The sequence below is a fragment of the Methylophilus sp. genome, from assembly GCF_035460085.1.
GTDB lineage: Bacteria > Pseudomonadota > Gammaproteobacteria > Burkholderiales > Methylophilaceae > Methylophilus.
This window is the reverse complement of the sequence record NZ_DATHWZ010000020.1, coordinates 1-19,073: the sequence shown is the minus strand read 5'-3', so window position 1 is coordinate 19,073 and position 19,073 is coordinate 1. Positions and strand designations below refer to the sequence as shown.

At 49.6% G+C, this 19,073-nt stretch carries 14 protein-coding genes and 1 tRNA gene; 6 read left to right on the top strand and 9 right to left on the bottom strand.

Going from position 1 to position 19,073, the window contains the following annotated elements; genetic code table 11:
- Genes flhF through VK958_RS03140 form a run of 5 tightly spaced genes read left to right on the top strand, consistent with a single transcriptional unit; the run spans position 1 to position 4,557 of the window.
- A complete protein-coding gene (gene flhF / locus VK958_RS03160) occupies positions 1-1,359 on the top strand; it encodes a flagellar biosynthesis GTPase FlhF (protein WP_325238974.1) in 1,359 nt (452 codons plus the stop codon).
- Positions 1,352-2,158 carry a MinD/ParA family ATP-binding protein gene (locus tag VK958_RS03155; protein WP_325238973.1) on the top strand — a complete coding sequence of 269 codons (807 nt, stop codon included), beginning with the start codon at positions 1,352-1,354 and terminating at the stop codon, positions 2,156-2,158. The genes flhF and VK958_RS03155 overlap by 8 nt, the downstream gene beginning before the upstream one ends.
- 16 nt (positions 2,159-2,174) lie before the next feature.
- Positions 2,175-2,912, top strand: a complete 738-nt coding sequence (locus VK958_RS03150) for an RNA polymerase sigma factor FliA (protein ID WP_325238971.1) — start codon at positions 2,175-2,177, stop codon at positions 2,910-2,912.
- Positions 2,912-3,664 (top strand): flagellar motor protein, encoded by a 753-nt coding sequence (locus VK958_RS03145; RefSeq protein ID WP_325238970.1) that lies wholly within the window; start codon positions 2,912-2,914, stop codon positions 3,662-3,664. Before VK958_RS03150 ends, VK958_RS03145 begins: the two co-directional genes overlap by 1 nt.
- Complete coding sequence (locus tag VK958_RS03140; RefSeq protein ID WP_325238968.1) at positions 3,664-4,557, top strand: flagellar motor protein MotB; 894 nt, start codon at positions 3,664-3,666, stop codon at positions 4,555-4,557. Before VK958_RS03145 ends, VK958_RS03140 begins: the two co-directional genes overlap by 1 nt.
- A 16-nt stretch (positions 4,558-4,573) precedes the next feature.
- Here VK958_RS03140 and VK958_RS03135 read toward each other — a convergent pair whose 3' ends face one another.
- The 8 genes from VK958_RS03135 to smc all read right to left on the bottom strand — a co-directional run bounded on the left by VK958_RS03135 (position 4,574) and on the right by smc (position 18,087).
- The gene (locus VK958_RS03135; protein WP_325238966.1) at positions 4,574-6,838 is read right to left on the bottom strand and encodes a putative bifunctional diguanylate cyclase/phosphodiesterase; all 2,265 of its coding nucleotides are present in this window, start codon (positions 6,836-6,838) and stop codon (positions 4,574-4,576) included.
- Between the two features lie 306 nt (positions 6,839-7,144).
- A complete protein-coding gene (locus VK958_RS03130; protein ID WP_325238965.1) occupies positions 7,145-7,756 on the bottom strand; it encodes a protein-methionine-sulfoxide reductase heme-binding subunit MsrQ in 612 nt (203 codons plus the stop codon).
- A 59-nt stretch (positions 7,757-7,815) separates the two neighbouring features.
- Positions 7,816-8,766 (bottom strand): protein-methionine-sulfoxide reductase catalytic subunit MsrP, encoded by a 951-nt coding sequence (msrP, locus tag VK958_RS03125; protein ID WP_325238963.1) that lies wholly within the window; start codon positions 8,764-8,766, stop codon positions 7,816-7,818.
- Between the two features lie 176 nt (positions 8,767-8,942).
- The gene (locus tag VK958_RS03120; protein WP_325238961.1) at positions 8,943-9,836 is read right to left on the bottom strand and encodes a DUF4394 domain-containing protein; all 894 of its coding nucleotides are present in this window, start codon (positions 9,834-9,836) and stop codon (positions 8,943-8,945) included.
- A 276-nt stretch (positions 9,837-10,112) separates the two neighbouring features.
- Positions 10,113-10,928 (bottom strand): tetratricopeptide repeat protein, encoded by an 816-nt coding sequence (locus tag VK958_RS03115; RefSeq protein WP_325238960.1) that lies wholly within the window; start codon positions 10,926-10,928, stop codon positions 10,113-10,115.
- A 74-nt stretch (positions 10,929-11,002) separates the two neighbouring features.
- Positions 11,003-13,096 carry an NAD-dependent DNA ligase LigA gene (ligA, locus tag VK958_RS03110; RefSeq protein ID WP_325238958.1) on the bottom strand — a complete coding sequence of 698 codons (2,094 nt, stop codon included), beginning with the start codon at positions 13,094-13,096 and terminating at the stop codon, positions 11,003-11,005.
- Between the two features lie 2 nt (positions 13,097-13,098).
- Entirely contained in the window at positions 13,099-14,523 is a 1,425-nt protein-coding gene (locus VK958_RS03105) for a cell division protein ZipA C-terminal FtsZ-binding domain-containing protein (RefSeq protein ID WP_325238956.1), read from the bottom strand.
- Positions 14,524-14,574: 51 nt separating this feature from the next.
- Positions 14,575-18,087 carry a chromosome segregation protein SMC gene (gene smc, locus VK958_RS03100; protein WP_325238954.1) on the bottom strand — a complete coding sequence of 1,171 codons (3,513 nt, stop codon included), beginning with the start codon at positions 18,085-18,087 and terminating at the stop codon, positions 14,575-14,577.
- A gap of 80 nt (positions 18,088-18,167) precedes the next feature.
- Between smc and queF the strand changes: the two genes are divergently transcribed.
- Entirely contained in the window at positions 18,168-18,614 is a 447-nt protein-coding gene (gene queF, locus VK958_RS03095; RefSeq protein WP_325238952.1) for a preQ(1) synthase, read from the top strand.
- 227 nt (positions 18,615-18,841) lie between these two features.
- On the opposite strand, the gene VK958_RS03090 is transcribed toward queF, so the two are convergent.
- A tRNA-Glu gene (locus VK958_RS03090) sits at positions 18,842-18,917 on the bottom strand.
- Between the last annotated feature and the right edge of the window lie 156 nt (positions 18,918-19,073).

The following is a 19,073-nucleotide window of genomic DNA, read 5'->3' as shown; positions in this document are numbered from 1 at the left end:
ATGAATATCAGAAGATTTTTTGGCAAGAATGCACGTGAAGCATTGGCTCAAGTCAAGCAAGCACTAGGTGAAGACGCTATTATCGTGGCAAACCGCAGCGTCAATGGCGGTACCGAGATTATGGCGATGCTTGAGACTGATATCGAAAACTCCGGTAGCAAGCAGTCATCTGAGTCAAATAGTGATGCACGCAGCCTGCTAGACTTCGTCAACGGCAAGGCGCCATCTGCCCGCAAAGAACAATCAGTACGCATGATGACACCTCAGCCTGCTGCCGCGCCTGCTCCGGCGCCAGCAGCGGCTGAAGACGCTGCATTAAACGATCACGCGATCATGGATATGTTCAAACAGCACAGCGAACAGCAAGAGCAGGCCTATCAGGTCGCTACGCAAACGCTGGAAGAAAAAATGCTGACCATGATGCAGGAGATGCGTCATATGCGCAGCAACTTTGAAACACAGATGAGCGCCATGACCTGGCAACATCATTTGCAACACAGCCCGGCCAAGTCAAAAGTATTGAGCACCCTGCTTTCTGCCAGCTTCAGTGCAGCGCTGTCACGCCAGATTGCAGAAAAAATGCCGCAACATATTGATGTGCACAAAGCCCCTATGTGGGCTAAAGAAGTCATCAGCCGTAACCTGCACACGTTGGATGACGAGGATGCATTACTGGATAAAGGCGGTGTGTATGCTTTGGTTGGCCCGACCGGCGTTGGTAAAACAACCACCACAGCCAAACTGGCTGCCCGTTATGTAATGAAGCATGGCACGCAGAACCTGGGCCTCATCACTACCGACAGCTACCGTATTGGCGGCTACGAACAATTACGTATCTACGGCAAGATTCTGGGCGTCATGGTACATGCGGTGAAAGATGAAGAAGACCTGAAAATCGCATTGAACGAGTTAAAAGGCAAACATATGATCCTGATTGATACCGTAGGTGTCAGCCAGCGTGACCAGGCAGTGACTGAGCAGTTATCCATGCTGAGCCGTGCTGAGACACCGATCCAGAAATTACTGTGCCTGAATGCGACTTCAACGGGTGAAACCTTGACTGATGTTATGCGCAGCTACAAAAAACATGATATCGCTGGTTGCATCGTCACCAAACTGGATGAAGCGGCAGCGATTGGTAATGTGCTGGATGTATTGATCCGTGAGCGTATGCGCCTGTTCTACACGACCAGCGGCCAACGTGTACCGGAAGATATTGAAGTGGCAAACAAACACGCACTGGTAGAACGCGTGTTAACGCCTCACCAGGCCAGCCTGCCATACCAATACCTGGATGAAGAGTTGCCACTGGTGATCTCAAGCATGATGCAGGCGCAAGGAGAGCAGCAGCATGTTTAATTACCATGACCAGGCTGATGGATTGCGCCGTATCATGGCCCGCTCATCAGCACGCGTTATCAGCGTGATGGGTGCGAATGGCCAGCCTGCTGAAACCTGGCTGAGTCATTTGGCCGCAAGCATGGTCGGCCCCGGGCAGCGTCTATTGTTGGTACAGGCCAATCAGCGACCTATGACTAAATACACATTACATGCGGTGGCACTGCGCCAAAGCATGCTCAGCCGTGCTGTGGTCAAGCATCCGCAAGGTTACGATCTGGCAACGCTGGCTGAAACTAACATATTAACCTCGCCTTTATCAGGCGATTTAAAAACAGAGCTTAACGGTATAGTGAGTCAACTTGCGTATGACTACGACACCGTGATGATAGAAGCATTATTAGACCCGCTTGACCAAACCTTGCTATTGCCCTTGATGGCCCAGCATACATTAGTGCTGCAGATGGGGCGTAATGAAGCAGCCATTAAATCGGCTTACATGACGATCAAGCGACTTTGCCAGCAGCATGGTCAATTACCTTTAAGCGTAGTGGTGACGGATTCCAGTCATGAGCAAGGCCAGCAGTACTTTATGCGCCTGAACCAGGTCTGCCAGCAGTTCCTGGGAATCTCCCTGAGTTTTCTGGGCGCAATTCCTGAAAATAAAATGATGCAAAAGGCAGAAAATACCCGAACCACTGATTTGAAGAACCATCATGGCCGGGAGCCATCTACTGCTACGCAGGCTGCAATCGCATTCAGAGCCATTGCCAGAAGCCTGGATCAGCATTTGAACACGTCATCACTGGCGGCTGCCTAGAGTAAAGAGGGATAACATGTATACCGCTAAAGGCAAAACCAACAATACGGACCAGATGCTGAAGCAGCATAGCGGCCTGGTCAAAAGAATGGCATACCAGCTTAAATCGAAATTGCCTTCCTGCGTGGAAGTCGATGACCTGGTGCAGGCTGGGATGATAGGCCTGATGGATGCCATCCAGCGTTATGAAGATACGCATGGTGCACAGTTTGAAACCTATGCCTCCCAACGTGTGCGTGGCGCCATGCTGGATGAATTGCGTGGCGCCGACTGGTTGCCGCGCGGTATCCGCAAAAACATGCGCGATATCGAAGTCGCCGTACAACAGCTTGAGCAAAAGTTCGGACGGCCGCCGACCGAATCAGAAATCGCCAAGCACATGAACTTCAGTCTTGAAGACTACTATGATGTGTTGAGCGACTGTCAGGGTCACCAGCTGATCTATTATGAAGATTTTCATGATGACGATGGCGGTGGTGAACACTTCCTGGACCGCTTTGTGGATGATGACAGCAATGACCCGGTCAAATCCCTGCTGGAAAGCGATTTCCGCGAGGCATTGATTGATTCAATCGATCATCTACCCGATCGCGAAAAAATGCTGATGGGCCTTTACTACGAACAGGAGCTGAACCTGAAGGAAATAGGCGCCATTATGAACGTGTCAGAATCACGCGTCTGCCAACTGCATAGCCAGGCGGTCGCCCGCCTGCGTGCATCCATGCGTGACAAATCCTGGACCGGGGTTTCTTAATGGATTGGGGAAGCCTGGCAGGCCTGATGATTGCCCTCGCCGGCCTGGTGCTGGGTCAAACCCTTGAAGGCGGGCACCTTAAATCGCTGATGCAACCTTCAGCATTCATGGTGGTGATGTTAGGCACCATCGGCGCAGTATTACTGCAGACCGAACTTAAATCATTTATCAAAGGCCTGCGCATGTTGCGCTGGGTATTCGTGCATCCTGAGGACGACCGTCACAAGCTGGCCCAGCGGATTAACCAATGGAGTTTGCAGGCACGTAAAGAAAGCGTTTTATCACTGGAAAGCCAGATCAGGCGCGAGCAAGATCCTTTCGTACGTAAAGGATTGCAGTTGCTGGTAGATGGCACACCGGCGGACCGTATCCGTGAAGTGTGCGCGATTGATATGTATTACTTTGAAGTACAGGAGCGGGATGCTGCCAAAATCTGGTCAGCTGCCGGTGGTTATGCGCCTACCGTGGGTATCCTGGGTGCGGTTCTTGGGCTGATCCATGTGATGGAGAACCTTTCAGACCCTGCCAAAATCGGTAGCGGTATTGCCGTAGCTTTTGTGGCGACCATTTACGGTGTTGCATTAGCCAACCTGGTGTTCCTGCCGATTGCCAATAAGTTGAAAGGACACATCCAGCACGAAATCTCACGTCGTGAAATGCTGCTGAATGCCTGGGTTTCTATCGCCAGAGGTGATAACCCTAAACTGGTCAGCGAACGTCTGGAAGCCTATTTGCGCCTCAGGGAATCGTGATGTACAGGCGTAAGATCTACGATGACGATGATGAAAGCCACGACAGGTGGCTCATTTCCTATGCGGATTTCATCACCCTGCTCTTCGCTTTTTTTGTGGTGATGTATGCCACTTCCACCATTAACCTGAATAAATACCAGACCCTATCCAATTCGGTAGTGACTGCTTTTCAGGGTAAGCCTGGACAAACACCATCGCTCGATACTGAAAACCCGTCTTCGTTACAAAATCAGAGCGCAATAAAAAAACCATTGCCACTGAGCTATTTGTATCAGGAGAAAAAACAGCGTGATCTGGAGAAGATGCGTGCCATTGGCCAACAATTGGCCAACGTGCTGTCAATGTGGATAGAGCAGAAAGCCATCACAGTACAACAAGGTGAGTTTGGTGTGGATATTGCCATCCAGAATAAATTATTGTTCAAGTCCGACCAGTCCACGCTATCTGACGAAGGCCCGTATGTGATCAAGCTGATAAGCGAAGTACTGAAAAACGAGTATCGCACCCTACAGGTAGAAGGCCACATTGACCGCCATGCTTTTGCTGATGACCCGAACCCTGAGGCTAAACGCTGGGAAATAACAGCCACTCAAGCCGCGCGGGTGGCGGGTATACTGGGCTCACGGGGTGTGATCAACAAGCGTCTTTCTGCGATTGGCCTCGCCGATACCAAGCCTGCTTCCAGCAGTGAGAATGACCTGGCGCAGACTGTCAATAACCGACTCATCATCCGCGTGCTCACTGCTGAAAGTAATGCGCAGCAGGCAGCGAATAATACGAACACCACCCAGCTTGAAATTCTACCTAAAGCGGTTGAGCGTGTTGAAGCCGATGAAGCAGCTACCAAGGCTCCCGTTAGCGAAGCCCCTGCTATCATGTCAACCAACCCATAAGCCGACGCTGTTGGGATCAAACCAATGCCTGCTCAATGCAGGCATCAAACTCTGCAATCGGCATTGGTTTGCCAAACAAATAGCCTTGATAGCGGCGGCAACCATTATTCAGTAATAACTCCATCTGCTCCGGTGTTTCCACACCTTCGGCAATCACACTGAGGTACATGCTTTGCGCCATCGCGATGATTGTCCGCACAATGGTGCGGTCATGACTATCAGTGACGATATCATTGACAAATGAGCGGTCAATCTTGAGCTGGTATAAAGGTAATTTTTTGAGATATTGCAGCGAAGAATAGCCGGTACCAAAGTCATCAAGCGAAAACTGGATACCCAGCCGACTAAGCTCACTCATGATGCTAACGGCATCATCCACATTTTCGAGCAACAGGCTTTCAGTGAGTTCAAGACGCAATACATTCGGGTTAATCTGGTATTTCTGTATGCAGTTTTTGACCATGGCAATAAAATTGGCTTGCCTGAACTGCCGGGCACTGATGTTGACCGATAAACTGAGGTCACTGGTTTTGCGGGCCTGTTGCCATCGTGCGATCTGGGCACAGGCCTGGTCCAGCACCCACATGCCAATATCAACGATCAACCCACTCGATTCGGCCACCGGGATAAACTGTAAAGGTGAGATAAAGCCGCGCTCGGGATGCTGCCAGCGCAATAAGGCTTCGGCACCAAATGGCCGACCGGTATGATCAACCTGCACCTGGTAATGCAATGCGAGGTGCTGTTGCTTGATCGCCAGTCTTAATTCCGTTTCCAGCATAATCTGGGTAGCTATTTGCGTTTGCATACCTGGTTCGTAGACGCAAGCAGTGTTGCGCCCTGCCTGCTTGGCCCTGTGCATGGCAATATCCACTGCCTTCACATAATCCGTCTCACACGCGTCCGCACTGCTAAAGCTCGCTAAACCCATGCTGGCAGTGATTTGCAGCTTATGGTTGGCAACTTCAAATGCGCGCTCAAATACTTTCTTCAGTTTGCGCTGCAAAGCCCGCACTTGTTGCAGCGCTTTGTCGCCCTCGCAGGATAACCCTGATAGCAATATCAGGAATTCATCACCACCCATGCACGCCAGAAAATGAGGCGATGCTACTTTCTGCAACCGCTCTGCCACTTGTAATAACAGATGGCTACCCAAGGTATGCCCATGTGCTTCGTTTATCCACTTAAAGTGATCAAGGTCAATATAGATCAATCCCCAGTACTGAGGGGTCTCGGCTTGAGATTGCACATGCTGCAGCATTTCATAGGCTTTTCGGCGATTAGGCAGGCCGGTGACCGGTTCCAGGTAAGCCAGTGCCTCGATGGTGTCCTGCGACAAATGCCTGTCGACTACGATGCTGACTAACTTGGCTGCCTGCTCGATCATCGATTGCTCATTTGCCAAAGGCGTTTGTGGCTGGCGGTAATAAATGGCAAACGCACCCAATACGTCGCCCTCTGCTGTCAATAGAGGCTCAGCCCAGCCAGCACGTATGCCCGAAGCTTTGGCTGCATCGCGGTGATTGATCCAGGTAGGATGTGTCATGACATCTTCCACGATTACCCGTTGCTTGAGGGCAATCGAGGTTGCCAGTGGTCCTTGGCCTGTCTCAAGCTGCAGCTGGCATAAAGCTTCGAGCATGGCTTTGGGTAAGGTGGGCGCAATCACGGTCTGCACCAGTTTGCCAAAATTCTGCGTGAGTACAATGGCGCAATACATATCCGCATGCATGGCCTCAATCTCGCGGGCGATGGTTTCCAGCACGCGCGTGGCATCCTGCTCTTTCAGCACCAGTTCCAGCATTGAAAACTGGAAACGCTCATAAGCGATTGCGCGCGATTTCCCATGCTGAAATTCCTGTGCTAGCTGGCGTTCCTGGGTAATTTCACGCACCAGCAACAAATAGCATTGCTCACCTGCACAATCGCAAAAACCGTGGGTGACTATCTCAAGCCAGCGTTGATGTGCATCTTGTAACGGAAGCTCCAAAGTACGATGGGGAGTGCCTGGCAAAGGCTGGGAAAGTAATCCTTTTAATAGCCCATGCGTAGCAACCGGCAAATATGCCCACACTGAGGCAATCATTTGCTCTGCAGGATCTGGCAAAGTGATATCGGCCTGATTAAACAATAATAAGCTGTCGCATCTTCCCTTGTGATCGATTTCTGCAGCCAGACAAAAACCGCTAGCATCTATTGTGGAGCGCCATCCCTCAAAAGTGCTGGCGAGGACCTGTCCAGCTGAAATAAACACACTAGGCTCGACAATTACTGTAGACATTACATACCTTCATAACCGCAGTGTAAATTGCCACTGCCGACATCGAAGCTATGATGTGCTTGCCGGTTGTTCAAATCACACCCCAAAGAATCATTAGTGAGAGTCAAATGTTAATGATTGCTCTCTTTAATATATAAATAATTTTTGCTTAGATGAACACATGCGATCGTCTGTGATGCTGGTCACCTAAGGCCTAAATTACGGTAAAAACTGAGTGTAGCGCTGATGCACGGTTGTTTACAGAAGATTTACACAAGTAAACGGATGAAGGATGTGAGTAATTAAGACAATCCAGATGGTCCGGATTTATTTGGAAGCTTTAGACCAGCGGGCGAATATCAATCCCGCAAATACGACGCTGTAAATGACAGGCTCGGTGACATCTTTTTTGACCAGCCACCAGTAATGCAATAAAGCCAGTACACCAATCACATACACCAGTTTGTGCAAGCTTTTCCAGCGCTGTTTGAGTGCACGTATGGCACGCTGATTGGAAGTGGCTGCCAGTGGTAAAGTCAATAGAAAAGCAGACGCGCCAACCAGTACATAGGGGTGTTTGATGATGTCTTTAACGATATCCGGCCAGTCAAAACTGTAATCCAGCCACAGGTAAGTCAGCACATGCAAGCAGGCATAGGCAAACATCCATAGCCCGAGTAGACGGCGCACAGCGATCAACCAAGCCTGCTGCGTCCACTGCCTGAGGGGGGTGATGCTTAACGACAGTAGCAAAAACACCAGTGCCCAAGTACCAGTAGAGCGCTCGACAAACTCAACCGGATTGGCGCCTAAATCATCCGTCATGCCCAGCAAAACCAAGCGTAATAGTGGCAGGCTTGCGCCTAGCCAGATCAGGGTTTTTAACACACGTATCTTGGAGACAGGGCTTTTAGGGATCAAGGATGTCAGGGGATTCATGCCAAATCAAGAATTGGTTTAAGACTGTTTAAAAATACCAGCAGTTTAATGAGCAAACCCTAAAAATTCTTTTTTAAATCCATTCCGGCATATAACTGCCCTACTTCATCATAACCATTAAACATTTTGGTCTTGATCCGCCCGGCAAATAAACCTGCGCCAATCCGTTTTTCTGAAGACTGTGTCCAGCGAGGATGATCCACCTGTGGATTAACGTTCGCATAAAAACCATACTCCCGGGGTCCGGCTTTCACCCAGGTAGTGGTCGGCATCTTTTCAACGAAGCGGATGGTAGTGATCGCTTTGGCCCCTTTAAAACCATACTTCCAGGGCACCACCAGGCGGACCGGCGCACCATTCTGGTTTGGCAGAACCTTGCCATATAACCCCACCGCCAGTAGCGTTAACGGCTGCATCGCTTCGTCCATACGCAAGCCTTCCACATACGGCCAGTCAAGCACTGGGAGTCGTGCACCAGGCATATGACGCGGGTCATTATATGAAATGAACTCAATATATTTGGCATTACCGGTCGGTTGCGCCCAATCAATCAGTGCTTTTAGCGGCAAGCCTATCCACGGAATCACCATCGACCATCCTTCAACGCAGCGCATACGGTAAATGCGCTCTTCAAGGGGCGCCAGTGCGAGTAACTGTTCAATGCTGAGTGTTTTTGCCTGCTTGACCGCTCCTTCTATCTTGATCGTCCACGGCGTAGGTTTAAATAACACGGCTTCGCGTGCAGGGTCTTCTTTGCCGGTGCCAAATTCATAATAGTTGTTGTAACTGGTGACATCCTCGTAGCTGGTCAGCTTTTCGTCTTTACCATAGGCGGTTTTTTTCGCATCCAGGGTAGCAGTCGCTGCTTTGGCATAAGCAGGTAACAAGAGGCTGGTGGTTATAGCGCTGGCAGCTTTCAGTAGTGTGCGTCGCTGTTCAAACACCTCAACCGGTGTGATTTCAGAAGGTTGTATGTCACTGGGGTTACGGCGATTATTGTCCAACAACATACTGGCTCCTAGGGTGTTTCAAATGGTTTATGCGTGAATCAGATTGGACATGATAGATGAATAAAGAATCCCAGATAGACTTCATTAAAAATAAAGCGTGCCCAGTTGACGGAAATATCGTTAAAACAAAGGGCTAAAGTCGTGAGACGTTTAGCCCTTTGGTGTTACTCAGATGATTAAACGCGTTGCTTGGATCTTCTTGCTGCAACACCTGCAATCAAACCCAACCCCGCCAGCAGCATGGCATAGGAACCTGGCTCTGGTACAGCGGCCAAGCCTGTTACACCATTAAACGTACCGTTCAAAGTGGTTAAGTATGTGGCTGCACCCGTTGTCAGGTTGATAGAAAACAATTGGGAATTCAATGTGCCGTCATCCATGTTAAACAATGCATACGCTTGACCGTTACCTAAAATATCAAAACCATTGGCAGATAAAGGGTCAATGCCTAATGCACCTACTGTTTGAATGCCACCATTTGTGCCTGGACTATTAAAACCGGTGTTCAGGAAATTCAGGCTGTTATTGGCTGTATTGATGTAATACAAGTCTGTGGTATCACCCATACCTGGATTCACGCCAGGATTGGAGTTTGTGTAAGCAACTGCGGTGTAACCATTGCCAATGTTGTTTGCGGTATTACCCACAACGCCTGTATCAGCATTAACCGCATAATTATTGCCTGCACCAGTCACTACACGTAATGAAGAATTATTACCAAAATCCGCTGTAGGATTAAAGTCGATGCCGACGGATTGACCAGTTAATGAAGCGCCAGTCAAACTGGCTTGAAAGGTAGCCGCGCCAGTGGTCGTGTTAAACGTATAAAGATTGTTAGCCGTAGTCACACCATATACCAATCCATCAGTTGGCCTGATATCCACGCCAAGCAAACTTTCACCTGCAGATAGGCCGTTAATGTTGATATAGGAAACAGTACCAAGATTCAACGTATCTATGACTGCCAGTTGATTAGTATTAAAGGTGTATAAAGTATCAGCATTAGCCTGCAAAGCGCCGGCCAGCATGACTGTAGCAAGTACTGCCTTGTGTATAAAGCGTGTATCCATAGTATAACCTCTCGTAAATATTTATTTTATATATAAAATCAGACAGCCCCGATAAACTATATCACGATAAATAATACTGCGGTTAATTATAAATAAACTTCATTTTTACATATTAAAATCAAGGTATTGATATCGCGGATAGCCCAGCGTCACTGTGCTTGTGCACACTTATTTTAGGGTAAATCTTGAGAAACGAGTCCAGCCATCAAGCAGCTTGCCTCTTACCGAGAGACCGGCGATAACCGCGAATAGTTCTCATCATTATGTGAAGAATTGCTAAGGATTTGCAGCGCGTACTTTGGCCAGTATGGCAGTTAATTCTGGGTCCTGAATCTTGTGACTGATATTTTCTGCTTGCGCCAGCAACCGCTCCGCACCAGCCGTGTCATTTTGCAAGCGCTTGGCTTCAGCCCACTCAATGGCAGTTTTGGCTTCGTAAAAGCTGCCGCCGTTTTCTTGCGTATATTCCATCAGTCGCTGATAGGTTTTGTCCGCACTGACAAAGTCTTTTTTGGCGATAAACAACCTGGCCAATACCAGGCTTGCATCCGCGTAATATTGAGGCTCCGCAGATTTGCGTAACATCATCACACCTTTGAGCTGATATTCAATTGCCTGGTCAAGTTGCTGCAGTTGTTGAAAGGTAAGCGCTTCATGTACATAGCTATCAGCCCGCTCATCATCGTTCAATGCGAGTTTTTCACCGGCCTGAAATGCTTGCAATGACTCGGTATATTGTGCATTTTCAAACAAAGCTTCGCCGATCAAATTATGTGCGATACGCACATAACGACGCATATTTTGCTGTTCGCTCAATTTCAGGGCCTGCTGGTAGCTTTCTAAAGCAGCAGCAGTATTTTTGGATTGTTGCTGCACATTCCCTAGCAGCATGTACGCTGAAATCAAGTCCAGACCTTGCGGTTTGAGCCCAATGGCTTTTTTAAAACTTTGTTCTGCATCGGCTGCCTGATTTAAAGCGGATTGCGCGCGCCCTTTGCACAACCAGAACCCGGCCTGCGCAGGATACTTTTCAGCGATGTTGACCGCTTGTGAAAACTGGCGATTTTGCAGTGCTGAATCACAAGATTCCAATGCTGCATCTAGCGCAAAAGAATCATTAATAATCAATAGATTAAATAATATTATTAAAGTAATTTTTGAGTTCATCACAATAAGTCCGCTTGTTTAGGTGAAGTTGTTTCTGAAGAAAGACCCTCTTTTGACATATTTTCTTTGGCTCGACTTGCACTGGTGGATGCCAGCATCTCCAGGAATGCGGCTTCATCAAGAATTGTGATATTGAGTTGTTGCGCTTTTTCCAGCTTGCTGCCGGCCTCGGCACCTGCCACCACATAACTGGTTTTGGCAGATACACTGCCACTTACCTTGCCGCCTTCAGCTTCAATCATTGCCTGCGCCTGATCACGCTTGAGCGTAGGCAACGTGCCGGTCAGTACAAATGTCTTTCCTGCAAATGCAGCCGATAGGGATTTTCTGGGAATATCCGCCCAATGCACCCCGAGGCGTCGCATTTCAGTGATGACCTCTTTATTGTGGGCTTCTTGGAAAAACTGGTATACCGCTTCTGCTACCACCGGGCCTACATCGTTCACTTGCATTAAACTTTCAATATCGGCATTCGTCAGCGCATCGAGGTCACCATAATGCTGCGCCAGGTCTTTTGCAGTCGCTTCACCAACATTCCGGATACCAAGCGCATAAATAAAGCGCGGCAAAGTGGCTTTCTTGCTGTTTTCGATGGCTGCAAGTACATTCTGCGCGGACTTATCGGCCATCCGGTCCAGGCCAGAGAGCATAGCTAAATCAAGGCGGTAAACATCATCCAAATGATTGACCAGGTTGCGCGCAACCAATTGATCGACCAGTTTTTCACCCAGGCCTTCAATATCCATGGCGCGGCGCGAAGCAAAATGTGTGACTGCCTGTTTACGCTGTGCCGGGCAAATCAATCCACCGGTACACCGCGCAATGGCTTCATCCTGCAGGCGTACCACATGAGAGCCACATTCAGGGCAGACGACAGGCATCACAAATGATCTGGCATTGACCGGACGCAACTCCGGTTTGGCAGAGACGACTTCCGGTATGACATCCCCTGCCCGCCTCACAATAACGGTATCGCCAATATGAATATCCTTACGGCGTAATTCATCTTCGTTGTGCAAGGTGGCGTTGGTCACGGTGACGCCACCGACAAATACCGGCTTCAACCTGGCTACTGGCGTTATGGCACCCGTGCGCCCCACCTGCACGGTGATATCTTCAACAATCGTGAGCGCTTCTTCAGCCGCGAATTTATGCGCTACTGCCCAACGCGGCGCGCGTGATACAAAACCCAATGTGGTTTGCAAGTCAAAACTATTGACCTTGTAAACCACGCCATCAATGTCAAAAGGCAGGCTCTCACGTTTGGCACCGATATCCGCATAGTAATCACGCAAGCCTTGAGCGCCCACTTTAACGCCACGCAATGGTGTCACCGGAAAACGCAATTCAGCCAGGTATTGCATGGCTTCTGCATGCGAATGCAGGTCAGGAATGCCGACACTCGCGCCCAGGCCATAGGCAAAAAAGTGTAGCGGGCGTTTAGCGGTAACAGTGGAGTCTAGCTGGCGCAGGCTGCCGGCAGCTGCATTACGAGGATTAGCGAACAATTTGGCACCGGCGGCTGCCTGTTGCTGATTCAGCTTTACGAAGTCCTTCTTCAACATCAGCACCTCACCGCGCACTTCTAGTAAGGCTGGCGGTTCATTTGATGTTAGCCGGGTGGGAATTGCGCGGATGGTTTTCAGGTTATGGGTGACATTTTCACCGGTGTAACCATCTCCGCGAGTTGCACCTTGAACGAATACACCGTTTTCATAAGTTAGCGTAATGGCCAGGCCATCGAATTTGGGCTCTACCGCGTACTCGATCAGCGTTTCATCCGTTGCTTCACGTACACGACGGTCAAAGGCTTCCAGTTCCTGCTCACTAAAGGCATTGTTGAGAGAAAGCATAGCCTGCCTGTGCTGCACGCTTTCAAAAGCTGCAGATGCCAATCCGCCTACGCGTTGGCTGGGAGAATCTGGAGTAATCAGCTCTGGATATTGTTGTTCAAGCTGCAGCAACTGACGATAGACACCATCATATTCATTGTCATCGACCAGTGGTGCATCAAGCACATAATAGTGGTAGTCGTACTCAGCGATACGCTGCTTCAGCTGTTGCAATACCAGCGCAGCATCATTGACCGGCATGATCAGGAGAACAGGCGTTTGGCATGGGCGCTACCGGGGATGATTCCCTGCATTGCCATGGCATTAGAGATGTTGTTCAGTTGCTGGCGGATCTTGTCCAGCTGCACATCACCGATAGGTTTGCGATTGACATCTATCAAACTGGCACTCAGGCTACCAGCCATAGTCCGCGCCAAATCGACCATGCGATCAAATACCTGCGAGCTGTTAGCGGTAGTTGGAATATCCAATTGGAATGTCACTCCGGTCATCACCGCCGTTTTCAGCATCTCGCCAGAGAAGGGTTTGCCTTCATAATTGCGCACAGAGAATTCGAGGTCGCCATCATTGTTAAACAATTCAAAACGCCCTTCTGCGCTAAGCTGCATGCCACTGGCTTCTGCCAGGCCGCGCAGTTTGGTTGCGTGAAACATTCCCTGATTTGCCAGCACGTGAAATTCGACTGCTTTATCGACCTCAATGCAGAAAGCATCAATCAACTGTGCCTGTTGAGATGGCTCATATCCACCCTGCCAGTGTATGGTGAGCCCCAATGCACGTGCCAGGGTTTCCATTGATTTCTGGAAGCGTTTCAATGTGTCCTGATCTACCGGCCCGCCTCTGTCTGCCAACTGCAAACTACAAATCACCTGGCTTAACGGCACTTGATTCTGCATGGCTGCTGCATCCATAGCCAATACATCCAACCATGTTGCCGATGAAGCTTGCTGTCCCCATAAAGTGGCATGGTGCGGAAATGTCCTTACTTCCGCTTGCAAGTCTTCCAATTCGACCAGCATGACGCCTAATGGCGCATCTATCACGCCAACCCAGTCCATAGCGGTATGCAGCATCGCAGGGAGTTCAGTGGCTGAAACTGCCTGAGGTGCTGACGCATCTTGATAGGTAGTATCCGCATCTGAATCGTAAGATTCAGGGGTGTAGTCCGTGGTCAGCTGTTCCAGTGAGGGTGATTTTGGCTCAGAGAAATTATCCGCTGCCTGATATTGCCGTTCATGAAGAGCGGGCTCGGCTTTATAAGCAGGCTCTGTGAAAGCAGGTGCTTTGGGAATTGAAGGATTAGCCACCTGTGGTACTGGCTGTGCATCAATGCCCTGCTTGCTTGCCTCAGGCGCTTTCTGCGGCAAAGCTGAGGCTGGTTTTGCTTTTGCGTGATCACCAACATTAAATTCCGGCTCGAACTTGACTGACGGGCGAACACGTGGTTCCGACATCCACCCTTCGACTTCTTCAGCGTTTTTTTCACCACCCTGTGTTTTCCTGGCGGTATCTTTAAGCTGGTTACCATCCAACACGTCTGTGCGTGTGTGGCCGAAACGGTATTCAACATCTTTACGATACTTTTTCTCTTGCCACCAGTTAAAAACTACCACTGCCAGTACAATGCTGACCCCCAGCAATACCAAAATCATCCACAAATCAGACATGTATGCTTACAATCCTTTAAAACTCCGCGATATGATACAACAAAACATGCCTTACGCCGCATGCATGCGTATCGCCTCATCTATATCCACATCTACCACTCGTGACACCCCGGATTCCTGCATAGTCACGCCTATGAGTTGTTGAGACATTTCCATGGTGATTTTGTTGTGGGAAACGAACAAAAATTGCGTTTTTTCTGACATGACACGAACCAGTTGACAAAAACGTTCGGTATTACTGTCATCCAGTGGCGCATCCACTTCATCCATTAAGCAAAACGGCGCCGGATTCAGGCGGAACAAAGCGAAAACCAGTGCTATCGCGGTAAGTGCTTTTTCGCCACCTGAAAGTAATTGAATAGTGGTGTTTTTCTTTCCTGGCGGCTGCGCAAACACTTGCACACCAGTATCCAGGATTTCATCGCGAAGTAACTCAAGCTTGGCCTGCCCGCCATTAAATAATGTCTGGAATAACTCGCCAAAGTTGCGGTTGGCTTCCTCAAAGGTCGCACGCAGCTTGCCGCGCGTCTCACGGTCTATTTTCTGGATAGCTTCTTCCAATGTTTCACTGGCAGTCAGTAAATCTTTCAGTTGGCTATCCAGGTAGCCTTTACGTTCTTTTTCAACAGATAGCTCTTCAATCGCTGCCATATTGACCGGCCCCAATTGCTGTATCTGTTGCTGTAATTTCTGGGTAGTATGCGCCAGTTCCTGCGCTTTGCTTTCCTTATCCAAGCCTTGCTGGATATGCGTTTCATCCAGCCCTGTTTCGGTCAACGCCGACTGGCATTGCTCTACCTGCAGGCGGCATTCCTGCTGTTTGAGGCGCCGCTGCTCAACTGCATCTCTTAAAGGATGGAGTTGTTGCTCAACCTGCATGCGGTTACGCTCTTGCACTTGCAATGCAGCTTCTTGTTCAGCAAGCCGGTTTCTCGCCTTCGCCAGCGCCTGTTCACAGTCGTGTTGCTGCGTCAGGGCATGCGCCAGGTTAGCCTTCAGTGTTTCCATATTGCTGATCGCCAGCGCCTGCTCTGTCTCAACCAGGCGGTGTTGCAAATTCTGGTTTTCCTGCTCGTTATTCACTAAGCGCTGCTGTAAGTCATTGACTGCATTTTTGAGCAAAGTCTGCTCAAACAATTGTGACTGATGGGCTTTTTCAGCCTGTTGTACCGAATCGCGCAAATTGTAATACGCCTGTTCAGCCTGTTGCTTTTGCGTGTGCGATTCACGCGCTGCTTCCTCCAGGCTTGCAAATTGCGATTGATGACTGGCAATGCTGGCTTGCGCATGGGCAATTTCGGTATTTAAGCCTGCCTGGCGATTTTCGGCCTGCGTAATATCATGTTGTAGAGAGGTCTGGCGGCGTAAAGCATTATCATGTGCCTGTTGCAGGCGGGAAACCTGCATCTGCATCTCGTGTACGCTGGCAGTCAGCTGCTTAATGCGCTGGTGGTTTTGCTGTTGCTGTTGCCGTGTATTCTGTAGGCCAGTTTCCAGTAACTGCGCCTGCTGCTGCGTGACCGTGACTTTATCCTGCGCTTCGCGCAAGCCGGATTGAAGATGGTCTAATTGCTGTTGCCGCTCAAGCACACCTTGCAGTTGGTTTTGGCGCCCATGGAAGACTGCGCTGTATTGCTGGTAAACATCACCAGTTTTAGTCAGTAAACTCGCGCCAGCCGATAATTTGGATTGGTAACGCGCAAGTTGTTGCACATCTTCGAGAATGTATACATCCTTAAGCCAATGCTGTAATGCAGCAGTAACGTCCGGCTGCTTGAGTGTCAGCAGGCTATACAAACTAGGTAAGCCTTCCCATTGAGCGGGTAATGTATCTGGAGCTTCTGATGCAGTTTTGGCTATCGCCAAGGCTGCCTGGGGATGTGGCAACTGTGCCCAATCCGGCAAGTTTTGCGGCAGCAAGGCATTTAATCTGTTTCCCAGGAATGCTTCTAATGCCGGTTGCCATGCGGAATCAATCTGAATCGCCTGCCATAAGCGTGGCGAAGAGTGCAGCCCGGTTTTTTGCAGCCAGGGCCCTAGTTGCTGATCCTGTTTCATACTTTGCTGTAGCTTTTGCAGAGACTGTATCTCAGCTTCCAACTGATGCAGTGCGCGCTGCGCCTGTTGCCAGTCACTACGTGCTTGTTGTAACGCTTGCTGCTGGGTGTTCTCTTCGGTACGGGACTGTACCAGTTGCCGCTCTTCCTGCTGCAAGTCAGATTGCTGCGCAACCAGTTGTTGCTGAAGCGCTCCCAAGGCCTGCGTGTCAGGTAATGCCCACTGCGCCAGCTCAGTCTGCAATTGCTGCAGTCGCTGCCCAACTTCTGTAAGGTTACGCTGGATGTAGTTGACATTATTCTGTTCAAGCTGCATTTGCTGCCGGCTTTGCTGTACTGCCTGCTGCGCCTGGTTGGCAGTTTGCTGTACTGCCTGTAATTGCGCCGATTGTTCCGGCAATCCCTGCTGCAAGACCTGCAACCCCTCTGTATGCAGCGCGACTGCCTCTTCAGCTTTTGCCAAAGCAGCTGCTTTGTCAGAGATCTGCATATGTAACTGCTGCTGCTGTTGGGCTCTATGCTCCATTTGCCGCTGCAACTGCTGCTGCTCTTGTGATAGTCGATCACGGGCTTCTTCGGATTGCTTTACCTGCAAGCCAAGGTTGGACACTTGCGCATTCGCTTCATAAAAAGCAGCTTGCGCAGTATGCAATTGGCTGGAGGCTTCCTGATGCTTCTGGCGCGACTGTTCAAGCTGCAGTTCATTCGTGCGCAGATTAGCCATTTGCGCTTCCAGTGCGTTTACTGCCTGCTCCACTGCTTGTGATGCCGCCTCGTGTTCCAGTAGCGCATCACGCTTGCGCAACCACCACCATTGGGCTTCTGCCAGCTTGTGGGCTTCCTGCAAGGTCTGGAACCTCTGTGTAACCAGCGCCTGCGCTTCCAGCTTGATGATCTGCTTGTTCATCTCCCGAGAAATATCCTCAACCCGCTCCAGGTTTTCGCGGGTATCGCGCAGACGAAGTTCCGTTTCGCGCCTACGCTCTTTATATTTGCTGATGCCTGCCGCTTCTTCGAGGAAAACCCGTAGTTCTTCCGGTCGCGCTTCCACAATACGTGAAATCGTATTTTGGCCAATAATCGCATAGGCGCGACCACCAAGGCCGGTCCCCAGGAACAAATCCGCCACGTCGCGCCGACGCACGGCAGTATTATTAATGTAGTAAGTAGAGCCTTTATCGCGCTCAATCACCCGTTTTACGGATATTTCAGCATACTGGTTCCACTCACCACTGGCCCCACCCAGGCTGTTATCGAACACCAGCTCGACACTGGCACGCGAAATAGGCTTGCGATTGCCTGAGCCATTAAAGATCACGGCATCCATGGCATCGGCGCGCATCTCGCGCGCGGAGGATTCACCCAGCACCCAGCGCACGGATTCCATCACATTGGATTTACCACAGCCATTCGGCCCGACCACGCCTACACGCTGGCCATGCAGATGAATGGTAGTCGGATCAACAAAAGACTTGAACCCCGCTAGTTTAAGATGAGTGAGACGCAAAGTAAGAAAACCGCTTATAAGAATTTGAATGGTGGCTTAAGCGTTATAATACCCACTTTTACCAAGAAACATAGCCCGCAATGAACGAACAATTACTCGGTGGCAAACCAACAGCTGAGCCCACCAAAACGCTGGAAACCTTTGAAAACCCAAATTCAAGCCGTGATTTTCATATTCATATGGAGATTCCGGAGTTCACCTGTCTGTGTCCAAAAACCGGCCAGCCGGATTTTGCGGTGATTTACCTGGATTACATCCCCAACAAATTATGCGTGGAATTAAAGAGCCTGAAGCTATATATGTGGTCATTCCGTGACGAAGGCTGCTTTCATGAAGCCGTGACCAACCAGATTCTGGATGATCTGGTTGCAGCCATTGATCCCAAATTCATGCGTGTGACCGCTAAATTTTATGTACGTGGCGGTATTTTCACCAATGTAGTCGCTGAACACCGCGCCTCCGGCTGGCAACCGCAATCCTATGTAGAACTGTCACAGTTCACTGCACAGAGTAATATCCGCGGCTAAGATTAGCGCCTTTAAACCGACTATGCCAACAGATTGGCGGCGTCGGTTGAAACACGCAATGCAATGTGGCCGGTCAATTAAGTCTACAGGTGAAATGTAAGCACTGCTTTTACGGTGGTGCGTGCGGATTTGTTGGCATAAAATAAAAAACCTCGAGTGCGTAACACTTGAGGTTTTTTATGTATGAATCAATTGATGTTTTAAAGATTCAACCACTGAGTGGATTTTGGCGTCCCCACGGGGATTCGAACCCCGGTCGCCTCCGTGAAAGGGAGGTGTCCTAGGCCTCTAGACGATGGGGACCTAAGAATTTCACAACATGTGCAGTATACCATTATTTCAAATAATATAAAAATATTTTTCTAAAAAACTCAATATTTTCAATCACTTGGTGGAGATAAGCGGGATCGAACCGCTGACCTCTTGCATGCCATGCAAGCGCTCTCCCAGCTGAGCTAT